The organism is Kurthia populi, from assembly GCF_042686175.1.
GTDB classification, from domain to species: Bacteria; Bacillota; Bacilli; order Bacillales_A; family Planococcaceae; genus Kurthia; species Kurthia populi.
Window position 1 is genome coordinate 1 of sequence record NZ_JBHUOR010000100.1, and the last position, 14,643, is coordinate 14,643.

The 14,643-nt window shown below is 37.0% G+C and carries 12 protein-coding genes and 1 riboswitch; of the genes, 5 read left to right on the forward strand and 7 right to left on the reverse strand.

Annotation, left to right across the window (positions count from 1 at the left end):
• Nucleotides 1-250: 250 nt before the first annotated feature.
• Entirely contained in the window at nt 251-1,222 is a 972-nt protein-coding gene (locus ACFSY7_RS11600; RefSeq protein WP_380147952.1) for a TIGR01212 family radical SAM protein, read from the forward strand.
• Nucleotides 1,219-1,827, forward strand: coding sequence for a tRNA (mnm(5)s(2)U34)-methyltransferase (locus ACFSY7_RS11605; protein ID WP_126989013.1), 609 nt, complete (start codon nt 1,219-1,221; stop codon nt 1,825-1,827). Before ACFSY7_RS11600 ends, ACFSY7_RS11605 begins: the two co-directional genes overlap by 4 nt.
• A gap of 46 nt (nt 1,828-1,873) precedes the next feature.
• Here ACFSY7_RS11605 and ACFSY7_RS11610 read toward each other — a convergent pair whose 3' ends face one another.
• Both ACFSY7_RS11610 and ACFSY7_RS11615 read right to left on the reverse strand, forming a co-directional pair.
• A complete protein-coding gene (locus ACFSY7_RS11610; protein ID WP_380147953.1) occupies nt 1,874-3,313 on the reverse strand; it encodes an alanine/glycine:cation symporter family protein in 1,440 nt (479 codons plus the stop codon).
• 349 nt (nt 3,314-3,662) lie between these two features.
• Entirely contained in the window at nt 3,663-4,466 is an 804-nt protein-coding gene (locus ACFSY7_RS11615) for an alpha/beta hydrolase (RefSeq protein WP_126989015.1), read from the reverse strand.
• A gap of 123 nt (nt 4,467-4,589) precedes the next feature.
• Between ACFSY7_RS11615 and ACFSY7_RS11620 the strand changes: the two genes are divergently transcribed.
• Nucleotides 4,590-5,117 carry a gamma carbonic anhydrase gene (locus tag ACFSY7_RS11620; RefSeq protein WP_380147954.1) on the forward strand — a complete coding sequence of 176 codons (528 nt, stop codon included), beginning with the start codon at nt 4,590-4,592 and terminating at the stop codon, nt 5,115-5,117.
• A gap of 118 nt (nt 5,118-5,235) precedes the next feature.
• On the opposite strand, the gene qoxD is transcribed toward ACFSY7_RS11620, so the two are convergent.
• The 4 genes from qoxD to qoxA all read right to left on the reverse strand — a co-directional run bounded on the left by qoxD (nt 5,236) and on the right by qoxA (nt 9,069).
• Nucleotides 5,236-5,517 (reverse strand): cytochrome aa3 quinol oxidase subunit IV, encoded by a 282-nt coding sequence (gene qoxD, locus ACFSY7_RS11625; RefSeq protein ID WP_139992688.1) that lies wholly within the window; start codon nt 5,515-5,517, stop codon nt 5,236-5,238.
• A 1-nt stretch (nt 5,518) separates the two neighbouring features.
• Nucleotides 5,519-6,121, reverse strand: a complete 603-nt coding sequence (locus ACFSY7_RS11630; protein WP_126989018.1) for a cytochrome c oxidase subunit 3 — start codon at nt 6,119-6,121, stop codon at nt 5,519-5,521.
• Nucleotides 6,121-8,079, reverse strand: a complete 1,959-nt coding sequence (qoxB, locus tag ACFSY7_RS11635) for a cytochrome aa3 quinol oxidase subunit I (RefSeq protein ID WP_139992782.1) — start codon at nt 8,077-8,079, stop codon at nt 6,121-6,123. The genes ACFSY7_RS11630 and qoxB overlap by 1 nt, the downstream gene beginning before the upstream one ends.
• Nucleotides 8,080-8,142: 63 nt before the next feature.
• Complete coding sequence (qoxA, locus tag ACFSY7_RS11640) at nt 8,143-9,069, reverse strand: cytochrome aa3 quinol oxidase subunit II (protein ID WP_126989019.1); 927 nt, start codon at nt 9,067-9,069, stop codon at nt 8,143-8,145.
• A gap of 728 nt (nt 9,070-9,797) precedes the next feature.
• Between qoxA and ACFSY7_RS11645 the strand changes: the two genes are divergently transcribed.
• Nucleotides 9,798-10,070 (forward strand): phosphocarrier protein HPr, encoded by a 273-nt coding sequence (locus ACFSY7_RS11645; protein WP_126989020.1) that lies wholly within the window; start codon nt 9,798-9,800, stop codon nt 10,068-10,070.
• A gap of 869 nt (nt 10,071-10,939) precedes the next feature.
• On the opposite strand, the gene metK is transcribed toward ACFSY7_RS11645, so the two are convergent.
• A complete protein-coding gene (gene metK / locus ACFSY7_RS11650; protein WP_126989022.1) occupies nt 10,940-12,133 on the reverse strand; it encodes a methionine adenosyltransferase in 1,194 nt (397 codons plus the stop codon).
• A 238-nt stretch (nt 12,134-12,371) separates the two neighbouring features.
• Nucleotides 12,372-12,485: riboswitch (SAM riboswitch) on the reverse strand.
• A gap of 423 nt (nt 12,486-12,908) precedes the next feature.
• Between metK and pckA the strand changes: the two genes are divergently transcribed.
• Nucleotides 12,909-14,495, forward strand: a complete 1,587-nt coding sequence (gene pckA / locus ACFSY7_RS11655) for a phosphoenolpyruvate carboxykinase (ATP) (RefSeq protein WP_380147955.1) — start codon at nt 12,909-12,911, stop codon at nt 14,493-14,495.
• Nucleotides 14,496-14,643: the final 148 nt, after the last annotated feature.

The following is a 14,643-nucleotide window of genomic DNA, read 5'->3' on the forward strand; positions in this document are numbered from 1 at the left end:
CTGTATATTATGCGCGTCAATGCCAGTTGACACTCAAGCATCATACAGGAGGGCTTTTTTGTTTTCAAGTCTCTGAAAATCCTTCTAACAGGAATGCTCCTATAAACAAATTAAATCCTCGCAATCATAACAAAAGTCTATATAAATTGACAATGTATGTTTTTGAAACTCCTACTTTCGTCCGAGTAGAAAGTGGTCGTCTGACATCGCCTCACATGATACAATGAGTTGTTGAGGAGTGAAATAAGAAATGACAGAAACAAATCCAACAGAATTTCCTTTCCCTTCGGATGGAAAACGTTATTATACATGGAATCGCTACTTACGCGATGAATTCGGCTGTAAAGTTTATAAAGTCGCGCTAGATGCCGGCTTTGATTGTCCAAACCGTGACGGCACCGTAGCATTTGGTGGCTGTACGTTTTGTTCAGCAGCGGGTTCAGGTGACTTTGCGGGTGACCGTGTTGACCCAATTCCTGTTCAATTTGCTACAATTAAAGAACGTATGCAGCATAAATGGAAAGATGGTAAAACAATGGCCTACTTCCAAGCTTACACAAATACGCATGCCCCGCTTCCTGTATTGAAAGAAAAATTTGAAGCGGCTCTTGCTTGTGAAGGTGTAATGGGCTTAAGCATTGCTACACGTCCAGACTGTTTACCTGATGACGTTGTGGAATATTTAGCTGAACTAAATGAGCGCACATACTTATGGGTAGAACTAGGCCTACAAACGATTCATGAAAAAACAGCTAATTTAATTAACCGTGCACATGACTTCCAGACATATGTAGAAGGCGTGGAAAAACTGCGTAAACATGGTATTCGTGTATGTACACATATTATTAACGGTCTTCCACTAGAGGACTATGACATGATGCTTGAGACAGCACGCGTAGCTGGGCAGCTTGATGTACAAGCCATTAAAATTCATTTACTTCATTTATTAAAAGGTACACCACTTGTAAAACAATACGAAAAAGGGCAACTTGAATTGATGGAAAAAGATGCATATATTCAATTAGTAGCAGACCAATTAGAGTTAATCCCACCAGAAATGGTCGTACAACGTATTACTGGTGATGGCCCGATTGATTTAATGGTCGGTCCAATGTGGTCAGTGAATAAATGGGAAGTTTTAAATGGAATTGATGCTGAGTTAGCTAATCGTGATAGCTGGCAAGGTAAATTATATAAGAAAGAAGAAGTGACAACTCGATGAAGCTAGAACGCGTATTAGACTACGCGAAAACATTGCTACGTAAATCTATTGATTTTGGAGATGTCGCGATTGATGCGACAGCTGGAAACGGCCATGACACACTATATTTAACAGAGCTTGTTGGTGACACAGGTCACGTCTTTGCATTTGATGTGCAACAACAGGCACTAGATGCAACAGCAGATCGCCTGAAAGAACATGGTGTATTTGAACGCACAACACTTATTTTAGATGGCCATGAAAATATCGCAACCTATGTAGATGAACGAATTGGTGGCGCTATTTTCAATTTAGGCTATTTACCTGGTGCTGATCATACTGTAACAACACATGGTCAAACTACAATTCAAGCCATTGATGAAATGCTTGAAATGATGAAAATAGGCGGCATCATTGTACTTGTTGTCTATCATGGGCATGAAGGCGGTAAAGAAGAACGTGATGACGTGTTAACATACGTTGAATCTTTATCTCAAAAACAAGTTCATGTATTACGTTATGATTTTTTAAATCAAAAAAATGACCCACCATTTATTTTGGCGTTAGAAAAAGTAAAACCGTACACAAAAATGAACGCTACTGAAAAACAAAGCGTTATACAATAGTATAGAAAAAAGAGGCTAGGATTTAATCCCAGCCTCTTTTTATTCATTATTTCTTTTTCATCCAGAAATCTGCATTTTTAATGCCTAATTCCTCAGGATTAAAGACAGGATCTTTTCCGGCTTTCTTTTGTCGTTCATAGTCTTTTAATGCAATTAATGCTGGTTTCACTAAAAATAGTAAGCCAATCACATTGACCCAAACCATGATACCTAAGCCGATATCACCTAGCGTCCAAGCAGATTCAGATGGACGAACAGCACCAAAGTAAGTAGCAAATAAAATAACAATTTGTACGAATCGAATACCTAATTTTAATTTCTTACCATCAAAAATATACGCCATATTTGTTTCTGCAATGTAGTAATACGCCATCGTTGTTGTAAAAGCAAAGAAGAATAAAGCGAATGCAACGAAAATTGTACCAAAGCCTGCAATCGGGAAAGCTGCATCTACAGCATATTGTGTAAAGGCTGTTCCTGCTTCAACACCCGGTAAATTTTGAACGATAAATGCGCCTGTTCCTTCTCCTTCTTGCACATTGTACATACCTGTAAATAAAATCATAAATGCTGTTGCTGTACAAACGAGGAACGTATCTAAGTAAACAGAAGCCGCTTGTACTAAACCTTGTTTTACTGGATGTGATACTTCTGCAGCAGCTGCTGGGTGAGGACCTGTACCTTGCCCGGCTTCATTCGCATAGATTCCTCGTTTAACCCCCCATGCGATTGCCGCCCCTAAAATACCACCAAACATTTCATCTGCACCAAATGCGCTACGAAAAATCAAACTGAATATTGATGGCACTTGATCAATATTTAAAATAATAATAATAACTGCAACTAAAATATAAGCAATAGCCATAAATGGTACGATAAACGATGCTGCTGCTGCAATACGTTTAACACCACCAATAATAATAAGTCCTAAAATCAAACAAACTGCTAATCCTGAAACCCAATGTGGTAACTCAAAAGCATTATACATCGCATCTGCAATCGCATTTGCTTGTACAGTTGGTTGTAGAAATGACATCGCTACTAAAGCTGCAATAGCAAAAATCATACCTAACCATCGCTTCCCGGTAAATTTATGTATATAGAATGCTGGGCCCCCTCGGTAAACACCATTTTTTTCTTCTTTATAAATTTGAGCAAGTGTTGATTCTACATATGCTGTTGCCGCACCAAAAAATGCAATTACCCACATCCAGAAAATTGCGCCTGGACCACCAAAGGCAATGGCTGTCGCTGTACCAGCAATATTCCCTGTTCCAATACGGCCAGATAGTGCCATCGACATCGCTTGGAATGAAGAAACGCCTGCATCTGACTTTTTACCATGAAAAATTTGACCAAACATATCTTTTAAAAATCGAACTTGTACACCTTTTGTTAAAATCGTAAAAACAACACCGACTAGCATGATGCCGTAAATCATCCACGGTCCCCATAAGAGATCGTAAAGTTTATTAATAAATTCCATTATGACTTTCCTTTCTCGTTGTACCTATGAAAAATTCTTTTGCTATAACAATAAACTCATTATATAAGACAAGCATTTGAAAATAAATATCCCCGAACAATTTAAAACGCTTTCATACAAAAAAAAGTACTTATTGTCTATTTTCTGTTCTTCTGAGAAGAACAAAACATAAATATTTATGTTTTAAAAACCTTTTAATATCAATCTTTTTACTTTTTATAGAAGTATTAATTAAAAAATGTCCTCCTTAAAAACACTTTATGTCTTATCCTATATATGACATCTGACTACCGTACAATCAAAAATAGCAAACAAAAAACCACCCTCTTTTTGTTTGAGGGTAGTTTTATTATTCTACAATATAACCAATATTTTTCAACGAGTTAAAGAGAAAACTTTCTACATAACTAAACACTAATTCTCGCTCAGGCTCTAAATATAAGTCATGATGACATTTAGGCCATTCTTTATATATGAAATCTGAAATCGGCTGCTTCAAAAGCCATTTTTTTGCATAATTTGTATCAACAACTTTATCTGCACCTGCATTCATCATTAACACAGGAATATCCGGAATACCTTTTTCAGACTGGTATAAGGCCTTCATAAAATTATGCAATTCATTATACCATTTTACCGTCACATTAGAATTATACATAATATCATCTTTCATTTCTAAATACGCATCATAACTTCGTGTTAGTTGCTTCACTGTAATATCATGATGGATTTTAAATCCACCTGCAATTTTGCTTAAACCTGGTACTGCATTCGACACACGTGATGGTTGATGCTGTAAATGAAACCATGCAGAAGTCAAAATTAAACCTGCTACTTCATAGCGGTATTTTTGTACAGCATATATTCCAAAAATCGCGCCCATTCCATGACCAAATAAAAATACCGGTAAGTTATAATCAAAAGCTGTCTCTATCATCAATTTCACATACCGTTCATAGTCCTTTAACGCTTCGTCATGCACTTTTTTATGTTTGCTGTCTTCTCCATGACCTGGAAGATCTCCAGCAATCACATGGAAGCCTCTTGAGCGTAATTCCTCAATCAGCCACGCATAACGTCTATGATGCTCATATGCACTATGTATGACGACCGCAACACCTCGCGCTTGTCCATCAGCTTCCCATTTCCACATAAGATAAAATCGCTCCTTCTGTTTACTCTCTCTATTGTAACGCATAAACGCATTTAACTGTTCCAATAATACACGTAGTTTGGTACGATTAGATTAAATTTTTACGAAATGAGGAGATTTTATATGCTATACCCATTTAAAGATAAAGAGCCAATTATCGACCCTTCCGTCTTTCTAGGTGATGGTGTTGTTATCACAGGTGATGTAACAATCGGAAAAGATTCATCTGTTTTCTATCATACTGTTATTCGCGGTGATGTTTCTCCAACAATTATTGGTGAGCGCGTAAATATTCAAGATTTAAGTTGTCTTCATCAAAGTCCTGCACATCCATTAATTTTAGAAGATGACGTCACTATTGGGCATCAAGCTACGTTACATAGCTGTCATGTAAAAAAAGGTGCATTAATTGGCATGGCTTCAATCGTTTTAGATGGTGCTGAGATTGGGGAAGGTGCTTTTATTGGCGCAGGCAGTCTTGTCACGCAGGGTACGAAAATTCCGCCTAATATGCTCGCATTTGGCCGTCCTGCTAAAGTCGTACGCAAATTAACAGAAGAAGATAAAAAAGATATGACACGCATTTTAAATGAGTATTGTGAAAAAGGCCAATACTATAAAGCTGTACAACAAACTCCACTTTTACGTTAATAACCGTTTCACTAATGAAAAACAGGCGTCGCAAATTTGCGACGCCTGTTTTTTATAATAAAAAAGGTTGTGAGATTTCTCTCACAACCTTCTTTCGGGGAACTCAATCTTTATGGGATTAGTAACCCCAAACCATGGCTAATAATGAACCAATGATTGTTACGATACCAATACCGAATGCGAATAATGTTGCAACCCAGATATCGACTTTATCATCAGTTTCACCAATGTGCATGAATAACATTAATTGGACAGCTGCTTGAATTAAAGCTGTAACAAGCAGAATAATCATACCAACGACCATAGATACGTCGAACCACACAACGGACAGTGCAGCAATAGTTAAAACTAATGAGCCAATAAAGCCCACGACGTGTTCTTTAGGAAATAGTTCTGCCATATTACATCAATCCTCTCAAGTAGATAAAGCTGAAGATGAAAATCCATACAACATCAAGGAAATGCCAGTATAGCGAGAAGATAAATGCTTTGTTCGCTGTACGAGCATTGATGCCATTACGAATAACTTGGATGATAATCGCTGTACCCCAGAATAAACCGAATGTTACGTGAGCACCGTGAGTACCAATAGTAGTCATTAATGAAGATACAAATGCACTTGTAGTAATTGTTGCACCCTCATGTACGTAAGTGAAGAATTCATCAATTTCAACAATTAAGAAGCCTAAACCTAGAATTAGCGTTAAGATGTAGAATACAACCATTGGTGTTTTACGACCAAGACGCATTGCATGTACACCTAAACCAATTAGGAATGAACTTGTTAATAATAAGAATGTTTCAATTAAAACTGGCCCTAATTCGAAAATTTCTTCTCCAGTTGGACCTGTACCTGTACGATCAGATAACGTAAAGTACACTGTAAATAATGTGGCGAATAACACGATCTCCGCACCTAGGAAAATCCAGAAACCGTAAATATTTAAGCGGTTTTGCGTAGTCGAGTATTCTAATGGTTGACTGTGATCAACGTGATGAGCCATTATTTAGCACCTCGCAATCCGCCATTTTCGTCATAGCGACGTTCTGTTTCTTCGATTTCAGCAACATGAATATGATAACCGTCATCTTTTTGGAATGAACGGTAAAGCATGAATGCTAAGGTAATTACTAAGAAGATAGCAGCTGGAATCCACTCTGCCCATACGAAGAAGAATCCCCATGCAGTCATAGCGATACCTTGCCAGAACGCACTTTGTGAGTTGTTTGGCATATGAATATCTTCAATTTTACCAGCTTGAAGGTCGCGGCCTTCTTTTTTCGCAAACCAGAACTCATCAAGACGAGTAACTGTAGGAATAACTGCGAAGTTGTAGTTTGGAGCTGGGGTGTGAACACACCATTCAAGTGAACGCGCATCCCAAGGATCTGAGCCCTCGCGTTTTGCGTAACGGAATGAATAGTAGATGTTGTAAGCAACTAAGATGAATGATACGGCTAAACCTAATGCACCAATGAATGATACCATTGATAATGGACCGTAACCTGTCGCTGCTGAATACGTGTACATACGACGAGCATAACCATCTAAACCAAGAATAAACATTGGGAAGAATGCTACGTTAAAGCTGATTGCCATAACCCAGAATGCTGCTTTACCAAGTTTTTCGTTAAGACGGAAGCCCCAGATAAGTGGCCACCAGTAGTGGTAACCCGCGAATAATGCGAATACTGTACCTGGAATTAATACATAGTGGAAGTGAGCAACTAAGAATAATGTGTTGTGATATTGATAGTCCGCACTTGCCATTGCAAGCATTACACCAGTAACCCCACCGATAGTGAAGATTGGAATAAAGCCTAAAGCGTAAAGCATTGGAGTTGTGAATGAGATTTTACCGTGGCGCATAGTTAATAACCAGTTGAAAATCTTAACCCCTGTTGGTACAGCAATTAACATTGTAGTGATTGAGAATACACCATTTGTTAATACACCGTGACCCATTGTATAGAAGTGGTGGGCCCATACTAAGAATGCAAGTGTAGAAATAACTACCATTGCTGCTACCATTGAGCCGTAACCAAATAAGTTTTTACGTGAGAACGTAGCGATAACTTCTGAGAAGATACCGAATGCTGGAAGGATTACGATGTAAACCTCAGGGTGACCCCATACCCAGAATAAGTTAGCGTAAAGCATGTCCATACCACCGTCAGACATAGCGAAGAATTTAGTACCGAATTGACGATCTAAAGTCATCATAGCCATTGTGACAGTGATAACTGGGAACGCACAAGTGATGATTAAGCTAGTGATTAAAATAGACCAAGTAAACATTGGCATTTTCATTAGCGTCATACCAGGTGCGCGCATTTTCATGATTGTCGTAATGAAGTTAATACCTGTCATTAACGTACCGAAACCAGAAATTTGGATTGACCAAGCGTAGTAGTTATTACCAACACCTGGGTTGTACTCAGGACCAGACAATGGGAAGTACCCTGTCCAACCTGCGTTTGGTGATCCACCAAAAATGAACGAAACGTTGATTAAGATGGCACCAGCTACTGTTAACCAGAAGCTTAGTAAGTTTAAGCGTGGGAACGCTACGTCACGTGCACCAATTTGAAGCGGTACAGCAACGTTCATAAGACCAATAACGAACGGCATCGCAACGAACAAAATCATTAAAAGACCGTGTGTTGTGAAGATTTCGTTATAGTGAGCAGAGTTTAATAGGCCATTCTCAGGAATCGCAGTTTGCGCACGCATTAATAATGCGTCGACGCCACCACGGAATAGCATAATAATAGCTACAAAGATATACATTACACCGATACGTTTGTGGTCAACTGTAGTTAGCCATTCACTGTATAACCAACCCCATTTTTTGAAGTAAGTTAAACCAATTACAACAGCAAGTGATGCTACTACGATACCGATGAAGGTACCAAAGACCATAGGCTCGCTTAACGGTGCAACGATTGCGTCAAAACTCATCAATTTAGTGTGACTCCTTTCTTGCTTCTACTTTTGAGAAGATTATTATTCAGATTTTAAACCTTAGTGACTGTCTGTATGACGGTGAATGTTAAGTTTACCGTTACCAGTTTGATCAGCTTTAGATTTGTTGTAAGACTCTGCATTCATCATATCGTGGTGAGATGCTGGAGCTGGGCTGAATGATAAGTGAGTAGAAGAGAAGCTTTCGCGGCCAACGTGGGCTGCGTTAAGTAATTCGTTGAACTTTTGTTCTGTTAATTCAGGCTCAGTAGATTTTACATCTTGAGTCCATTCGTCGAATTTAGCTTGTTCCATAGCTTGTACTTCGAATTGTTGTGCTTCGAAGCCAGGACCGTTGAATAAGCTGTTACGTCCGAAGTATTCACCTGCTTCATCTGCAGCTAGGTGAATTGTTGTAGTCATGTCACTCATAGCATATTTTTGACCTGCTAATTGTGGTACCCAGAAACTTGTCATCATACCGTAAGAGTATAGACGGAATTCGATTGGGCGATCTGTTGGAATGTTCACATAGTTAACTGTTTCAATATTTTGTTCAGGATAACTGAAGTGCCATTTCCATTCAGAAGAAGATGCATAAATTACTAATGGTTCAGTATTTGCGTAATCTTCTGTTTGTGGATTTTCAACCTTTTCTAATGACCAAATTGTTACAACTGATAAGAAAGCTACGATAACGATTGGAATAGCTGTCCAAACGAATTCTAGTTTACGGTTACCTTCTTCAAAAGGAGGTTCGTAATCAGCTGGTAATTTGCTTGCGCGGTATTTTACTAATACTACTGCAAGGATAATGTACACAGCTAAAAGAATAATTACCATTGTAGCGATCGAAATTAAGATGGTAGTCGAAAGTGTACGAGCGTTCGGACCTTTCGCGTCAAATACCATCAATGGTTCACAGCCAGATAAAACTAGAGCCATAAACGCCATAACAATCGGCAAGATTAGTACTTTTTTTCTCATGTTGTACTCCCTTCTAAAACAACTATTCTACATACGTAGAATGCTGAATGGATATTGAAGTGTGTCCCCCGATATTTAGTTTGTAAGGTACAAAATAAATATGTGTGAATGCGCAGGATGATCGAATTTGTGTCCTAAATCCCCCCCAAAGCCAGTGCCTATACCTCGATTCCCTTATAATTGCAGTTCAATCAAAAAACATAGAATCAGATAGTATGTACCCTGAAATCAGGAAGTTTTAGGAAACCCAAGCTCACAAACCCTTCGCGTAGAAGTTATCAACCTCCATTACAATTCATTTTGAATTATAAACCTAAGTATACGGTAAAAAAATAGAAATATTGTCATTTTCACATTTTCTTTAAATATTTTTGAACGTTCTGTGTACACGTTTTCAAAAAACCATTCTTTTTACACTTTTTGTGATACTTTATATTCGTTTTATATCCTTTATTTTCTTTTATTTGATAAGTTCAAATACTTTGACTTTAACTTATTCGTTAGTTCTTTTATAAAGTCAGTTCGGACTTTATAAAAGAACGTAGTTTATTGCTATAAAATGAGATGCTATCTTAATAAACTGCCACAAATGTTACTAACATAGCATTACCACTCTAAAAGCTTAATATGGTATTCTTTAAAAGACCACTACATAATTTAAAAAGTGGTGATATTTGAACGGTTGTCCTTTATAGCAACTATTTAAAATCCACTAAGGAGGAATTTATATGATTTCTAAACAATTTACGATTACAGCACCCGAAGGTTTACACGCACGTCCAGCAGCAGAGCTAGTAAAAGCTGCTTCAAAATTCCAAGCAGATACAACACTTGTGTTTGATGGCAAAAACGTTAACTTAAAATCAATTCTTGGTGTTATGTCACTTGGCGTCCCAACTGGCTCTGAAATCTCAATCAATGTTGATGGCTCTGATGAAGAACTTGCTCTTCAAAAGCTAGAAGAAACATTCACAACATCTGGCCTTGGTGTAGCGAAGTAATAATTTATACTATTATAATAGAAGAAACCTTAAAAACGTTATAACATTTTTAAGGTTTCTTTTTTATATTTTTGAACATATAATCGGTTACGGCCATTTTCTTTTGCTTGATATAATGCCACATCTGCTTACTTAAATAATTGTTTTAGCGTACACATCTCCTCATTTGTATAGCAAACACCGATACTAATTGTCATATGAATGCTCTCCCCTGTTCTTCAAATAGCAAATTCTTTACTTATCACAAACTCGCTTAAAACATCTAAATCCTTTCGAATCATCTTTAAGTGATGCGGTATTAATAAAATAAAATCATCTCTCCCCGATGGAATGACATCAATATTTTGCTTTAACTACAATGTTAATGAAGTTAGCCATTTATCTGCCTGGTCACCTAGTAGATGACCATATGTATCATTCACTTTTTTAAATCAATCAATATCAAAAATGACGAAAATATAATTTGTAACTTGCCATTTTTCATATAATTACTCTTCATAAATAGACGATTTTTTATATCTATTAAACGGTCCTTATGCAATTTTCATTCGAATGCGGTGGTTGTGTCATTTGAGAAACCTTAAGTGCCTTATTCAAGCGGTCTTCATTCATAATTTGTTTAGTTAATGAATCAATTAATAATATTTGATAATAAACAAGATTTTGTTCATAATAATACTTTTTAATTAAGACAATATATTGAGTTAAAATATCTATAATGCGGTGCTTATTATCAAGAGAACGATACATATTATTCAAATAAAATATTTAGCTGTATCATAAAAGTCTAATAATAAGGCGTAGTACGCTTTTGCTGACTATATTTATCCATAAAAAAAAGGCTAGTTTCCTAGCCTCATAAAAAGAAATTAGTTAAAACGAGCTTTTAATGCTTCTGCTTTATTTGTTTCTTCCCATGGAACATTTAAATCTGTACGACCAAAGTGACCGTAAGCAGCTGTTTGTTTATAAATTGGACGACGTAAATCAAGCATTTTAATAATGCCTGCTGGACGTAGATCAAATAATTCGCGAACAGCTTCTACTAATTCAGCTTCTGAAACCGTACCTGTACCAAATGTATCAATTGAAATTGATACCGGTTGTGCAACACCAATTGCGTAAGCAAGTTGTACTTCTGCACGGTCCGCAAGACCTGAAGCAACAATATTTTTCGCAACGTAACGAGCAGCATAAGCGCCTGAACGGTCAACTTTTGTTGCATCTTTACCAGAGAATGCACCGCCACCATGACGTGCATAACCACCGTAAGTATCTACAATGATTTTACGTCCTGTAAGACCTGCATCCCCTTTAGGTCCACCGATGACAAAACGGCCTGTTGGATTGATAAAGTATTTTGTTTGTTCATCTAATAATTCAGCAGGAACAACTTGTTTAATAACATGCTCTTTCATATCTGCTTGAATTTGCTCTAATGTTGTTTCTTCATCATGTTGTGTAGAAATAACGATTGTATCCACGCGTACTGCATGTTGTTCTTCATCATATTCTACTGTTACTTGCGTTTTACCATCTGGACGTAAATAAGCTAACTCGCCTGATTTACGAACTTCTGTTAGACGACGAGATAATTTATGTGCTAAAGAAATTGGTAGTGGCATAAGTTCAGGTGTTTCATTACAAGCGTAACCAAACATTAAACCTTGGTCACCCGCACCGATTGCTTCAATTTCTTCATCTGACATAGAACCTTCACGTGCTTCTAATGCTTGGTCTACACCTTGGGCAATGTCAGGTGATTGTTCACCTACTGCAACAAGTACAGCAAGATTTTCCGCATCGAAACCATATTTACCGCGAGTATAGCCGATTTCAGCTACTGTATCGCGAACGATGCCTTTCATATCTACATAAGTAGATGTTGTTAATTCACCTGTTACTAGTACTAAGCCTGTTGTAACAGTTGTTTCACATGCAACACGTGCATTTGGATCTTTTTCTAAAACTGCATCTAAAATTGCATCTGAGATTTGGTCACAGATTTTATCTGGATGTCCTTCTGTAACACTTTCTGAAGTAAATAGTCGACGTTGAGCCATTGTATGGGTTCCTCCTATACGAGTTCGATAGATACGGTACTCATTATCCGTGTAGCACCTATTATATAGAAGAAACTTAAAAAATGAGCTGTTCTCCTACGATGCCAGCCAGCCGAAGCTGCTTTTACACGAGTATTATAGAAAGTGCCATTGGCGATTGCAATGACAATCGAAAATAAAAAAACCCTTCTCTCATAGCGTTTAATGAGGAAAGGGGTAATTTCGTAAGCACCTTTCACTCTTATCGTTCAAGGAAAATCCTTGCATCAGATTAGCACCAACGCATGCTGTGAAATACATGCAGGTTGCCGGGTTTCATTGGGCCTGACCCTCCACCAGCTCGGGATAAGAGTATCCGTTCAATTTCCAATACTAATAGATTCTATTATGAAAGTCAATCATTTAATAGCTCTGTTAAATACATGACCTATGCTATCTCTAAAATTATAAAATATTGGTCATACATAATCGTATATATGATATTTTTTATGGATAAGTATAACCTAATAAAATTATTTAATACCTGTTGTAATACAGATTCTTAAAAAACTTATTTACAACAACTGTTATATACAATAAAACAGAATAATGCTGGTTCGAAACACCTTTTACTTCCTTTAACCATTTTGTCATATTTAAATAATTTTTATAAAAAATGATGTATTAATGTAGACTATTGATTTTAATGTGTTATACTAATTCCATAATTAATTAAAAAAAAGCCAATAAGGCATACTAAATAACATATAAATTTTAAAAAAGGATGGTACGACACATGAATTCAGTAGAAACTGCGAATGAATTAACAGAACTATTAGCTGGTCAAAATATTAAGGAACAATTATCAGTAGCACAATTAGTAGAAAAAGCGACATCTCGTAATGAAGCAATTTTAACTGCTGACGGTGCTGTTCGTGCTTTAACTGGTAAATACACTGGTCGTTCTCCTCGCGATAAATTCTTCGTTGAAGAAGATTGCTCAAAAGATAAAATTGACTGGGGGAAAGTAAACCAATCAATTTCATCAGAAGTATTTGATAACTTATATAAAAAAGTAGTAGATTACTTAAAAGCAAAAGAGGAAGTATTTGTATTCAAAGGTTTTGCTGGCGCTGATGAAGATTCTCGCTTATCAATTCGCGTTGTAAATGAATATGCTTGGCATAACCTATTCGCTCACCAATTATTCATTCGTCCTTCTAAAGAAGAGCTTGCTAACCATGTAGCAGACTTTACAATCGTTTCTGCTCCAACATTCAAAGCAGATCCTGCAGTAGATGGTACAACTTCAGAAACATTCATCATCGTATCTCTTGAAAAGAAAATTGTTTTAATCGGTGGTACTGAGTACGCTGGCGAAATGAAAAAATCAATCTTCGGTATCATGAACTACTTATTACCAGAACAAGGTATCTTCCCAATGCACTGCTCTGCTAACGTTGGTGCTGAAGGTGATGTTACATTATTCTTCGGTTTATCTGGTACTGGTAAAACAACTTTATCTGCAGATGCAGATCGTAAATTAGTTGGTGATGACGAACACGGTTGGTCTGATAAAGGTATCTTCAATATTGAAGGTGGCTGCTACGCAAAAACATTAAACTTATCAGCTGAAAAAGAACCTGAAATTTTCAATGCCATCCAATTCGGTACAGTACTTGAAAATGTTGTAGTTGATGAAGCAACTCGTATTCCTAACTATGATGATGCACAATATACACAAAACACACGTGTAGCATACCCAATTCAAAATATCGATAATATCGTTGATCCATCAGTTGCAGGTCATCCAAAAACAATCATCTTCTTAACTGCAGATGCATTTGGCGTATTACCTCCAATCTCTAAATTAACAAAAGACCAAGCAATGTACCACTTCTTATCAGGTTTCACTTCTAAAATCCCTGGTACAGAACGTGGTGTAGTAGAACCTGAACCAGCATTTTCTACATGCTTCGGTGCTCCATTCATGCCATTACATGCTACAAAATATGCTGAAATGTTAGGCCAAAAAATTGACGAGCATGAAGCAAATGTATTCTTAGTAAACACTGGCTGGTCTGGTGGTCAATATGGCGAAGGTAGCCGCATGAAACTTTCTTACACACGTACAATGGTACGCGCTGCAATCAATGGTAAATTAGATAATGCATTCAAAAAAGAAGATAAATTCTTCGGTCTACAAATTCCATCAGAAATCGATGGCGTACCATCAAATATCTTAGATCCTCGTAACGTATGGGAAGACAAAGATAAATATGATGCAACAGCTAAAAAATTAGCTGGTATGTTCCACGAAAACTTCAAGAAATTTGGTACTGTCGCTGAAGGCATCCTAAAAAATGGTGCACCTCGCGTCTAATTTCTTGAAGAAAAACTTCGATTGACAATCAAAAAAATCATCTAAAAAAGAGGCTGGGACATAAGTGAAAATTCCAGCCTTTAATAGAGAAGGTGATGTCGAATTTGACATCACCTTCTCTATTTTTATGTATAAATTGGGAATTACC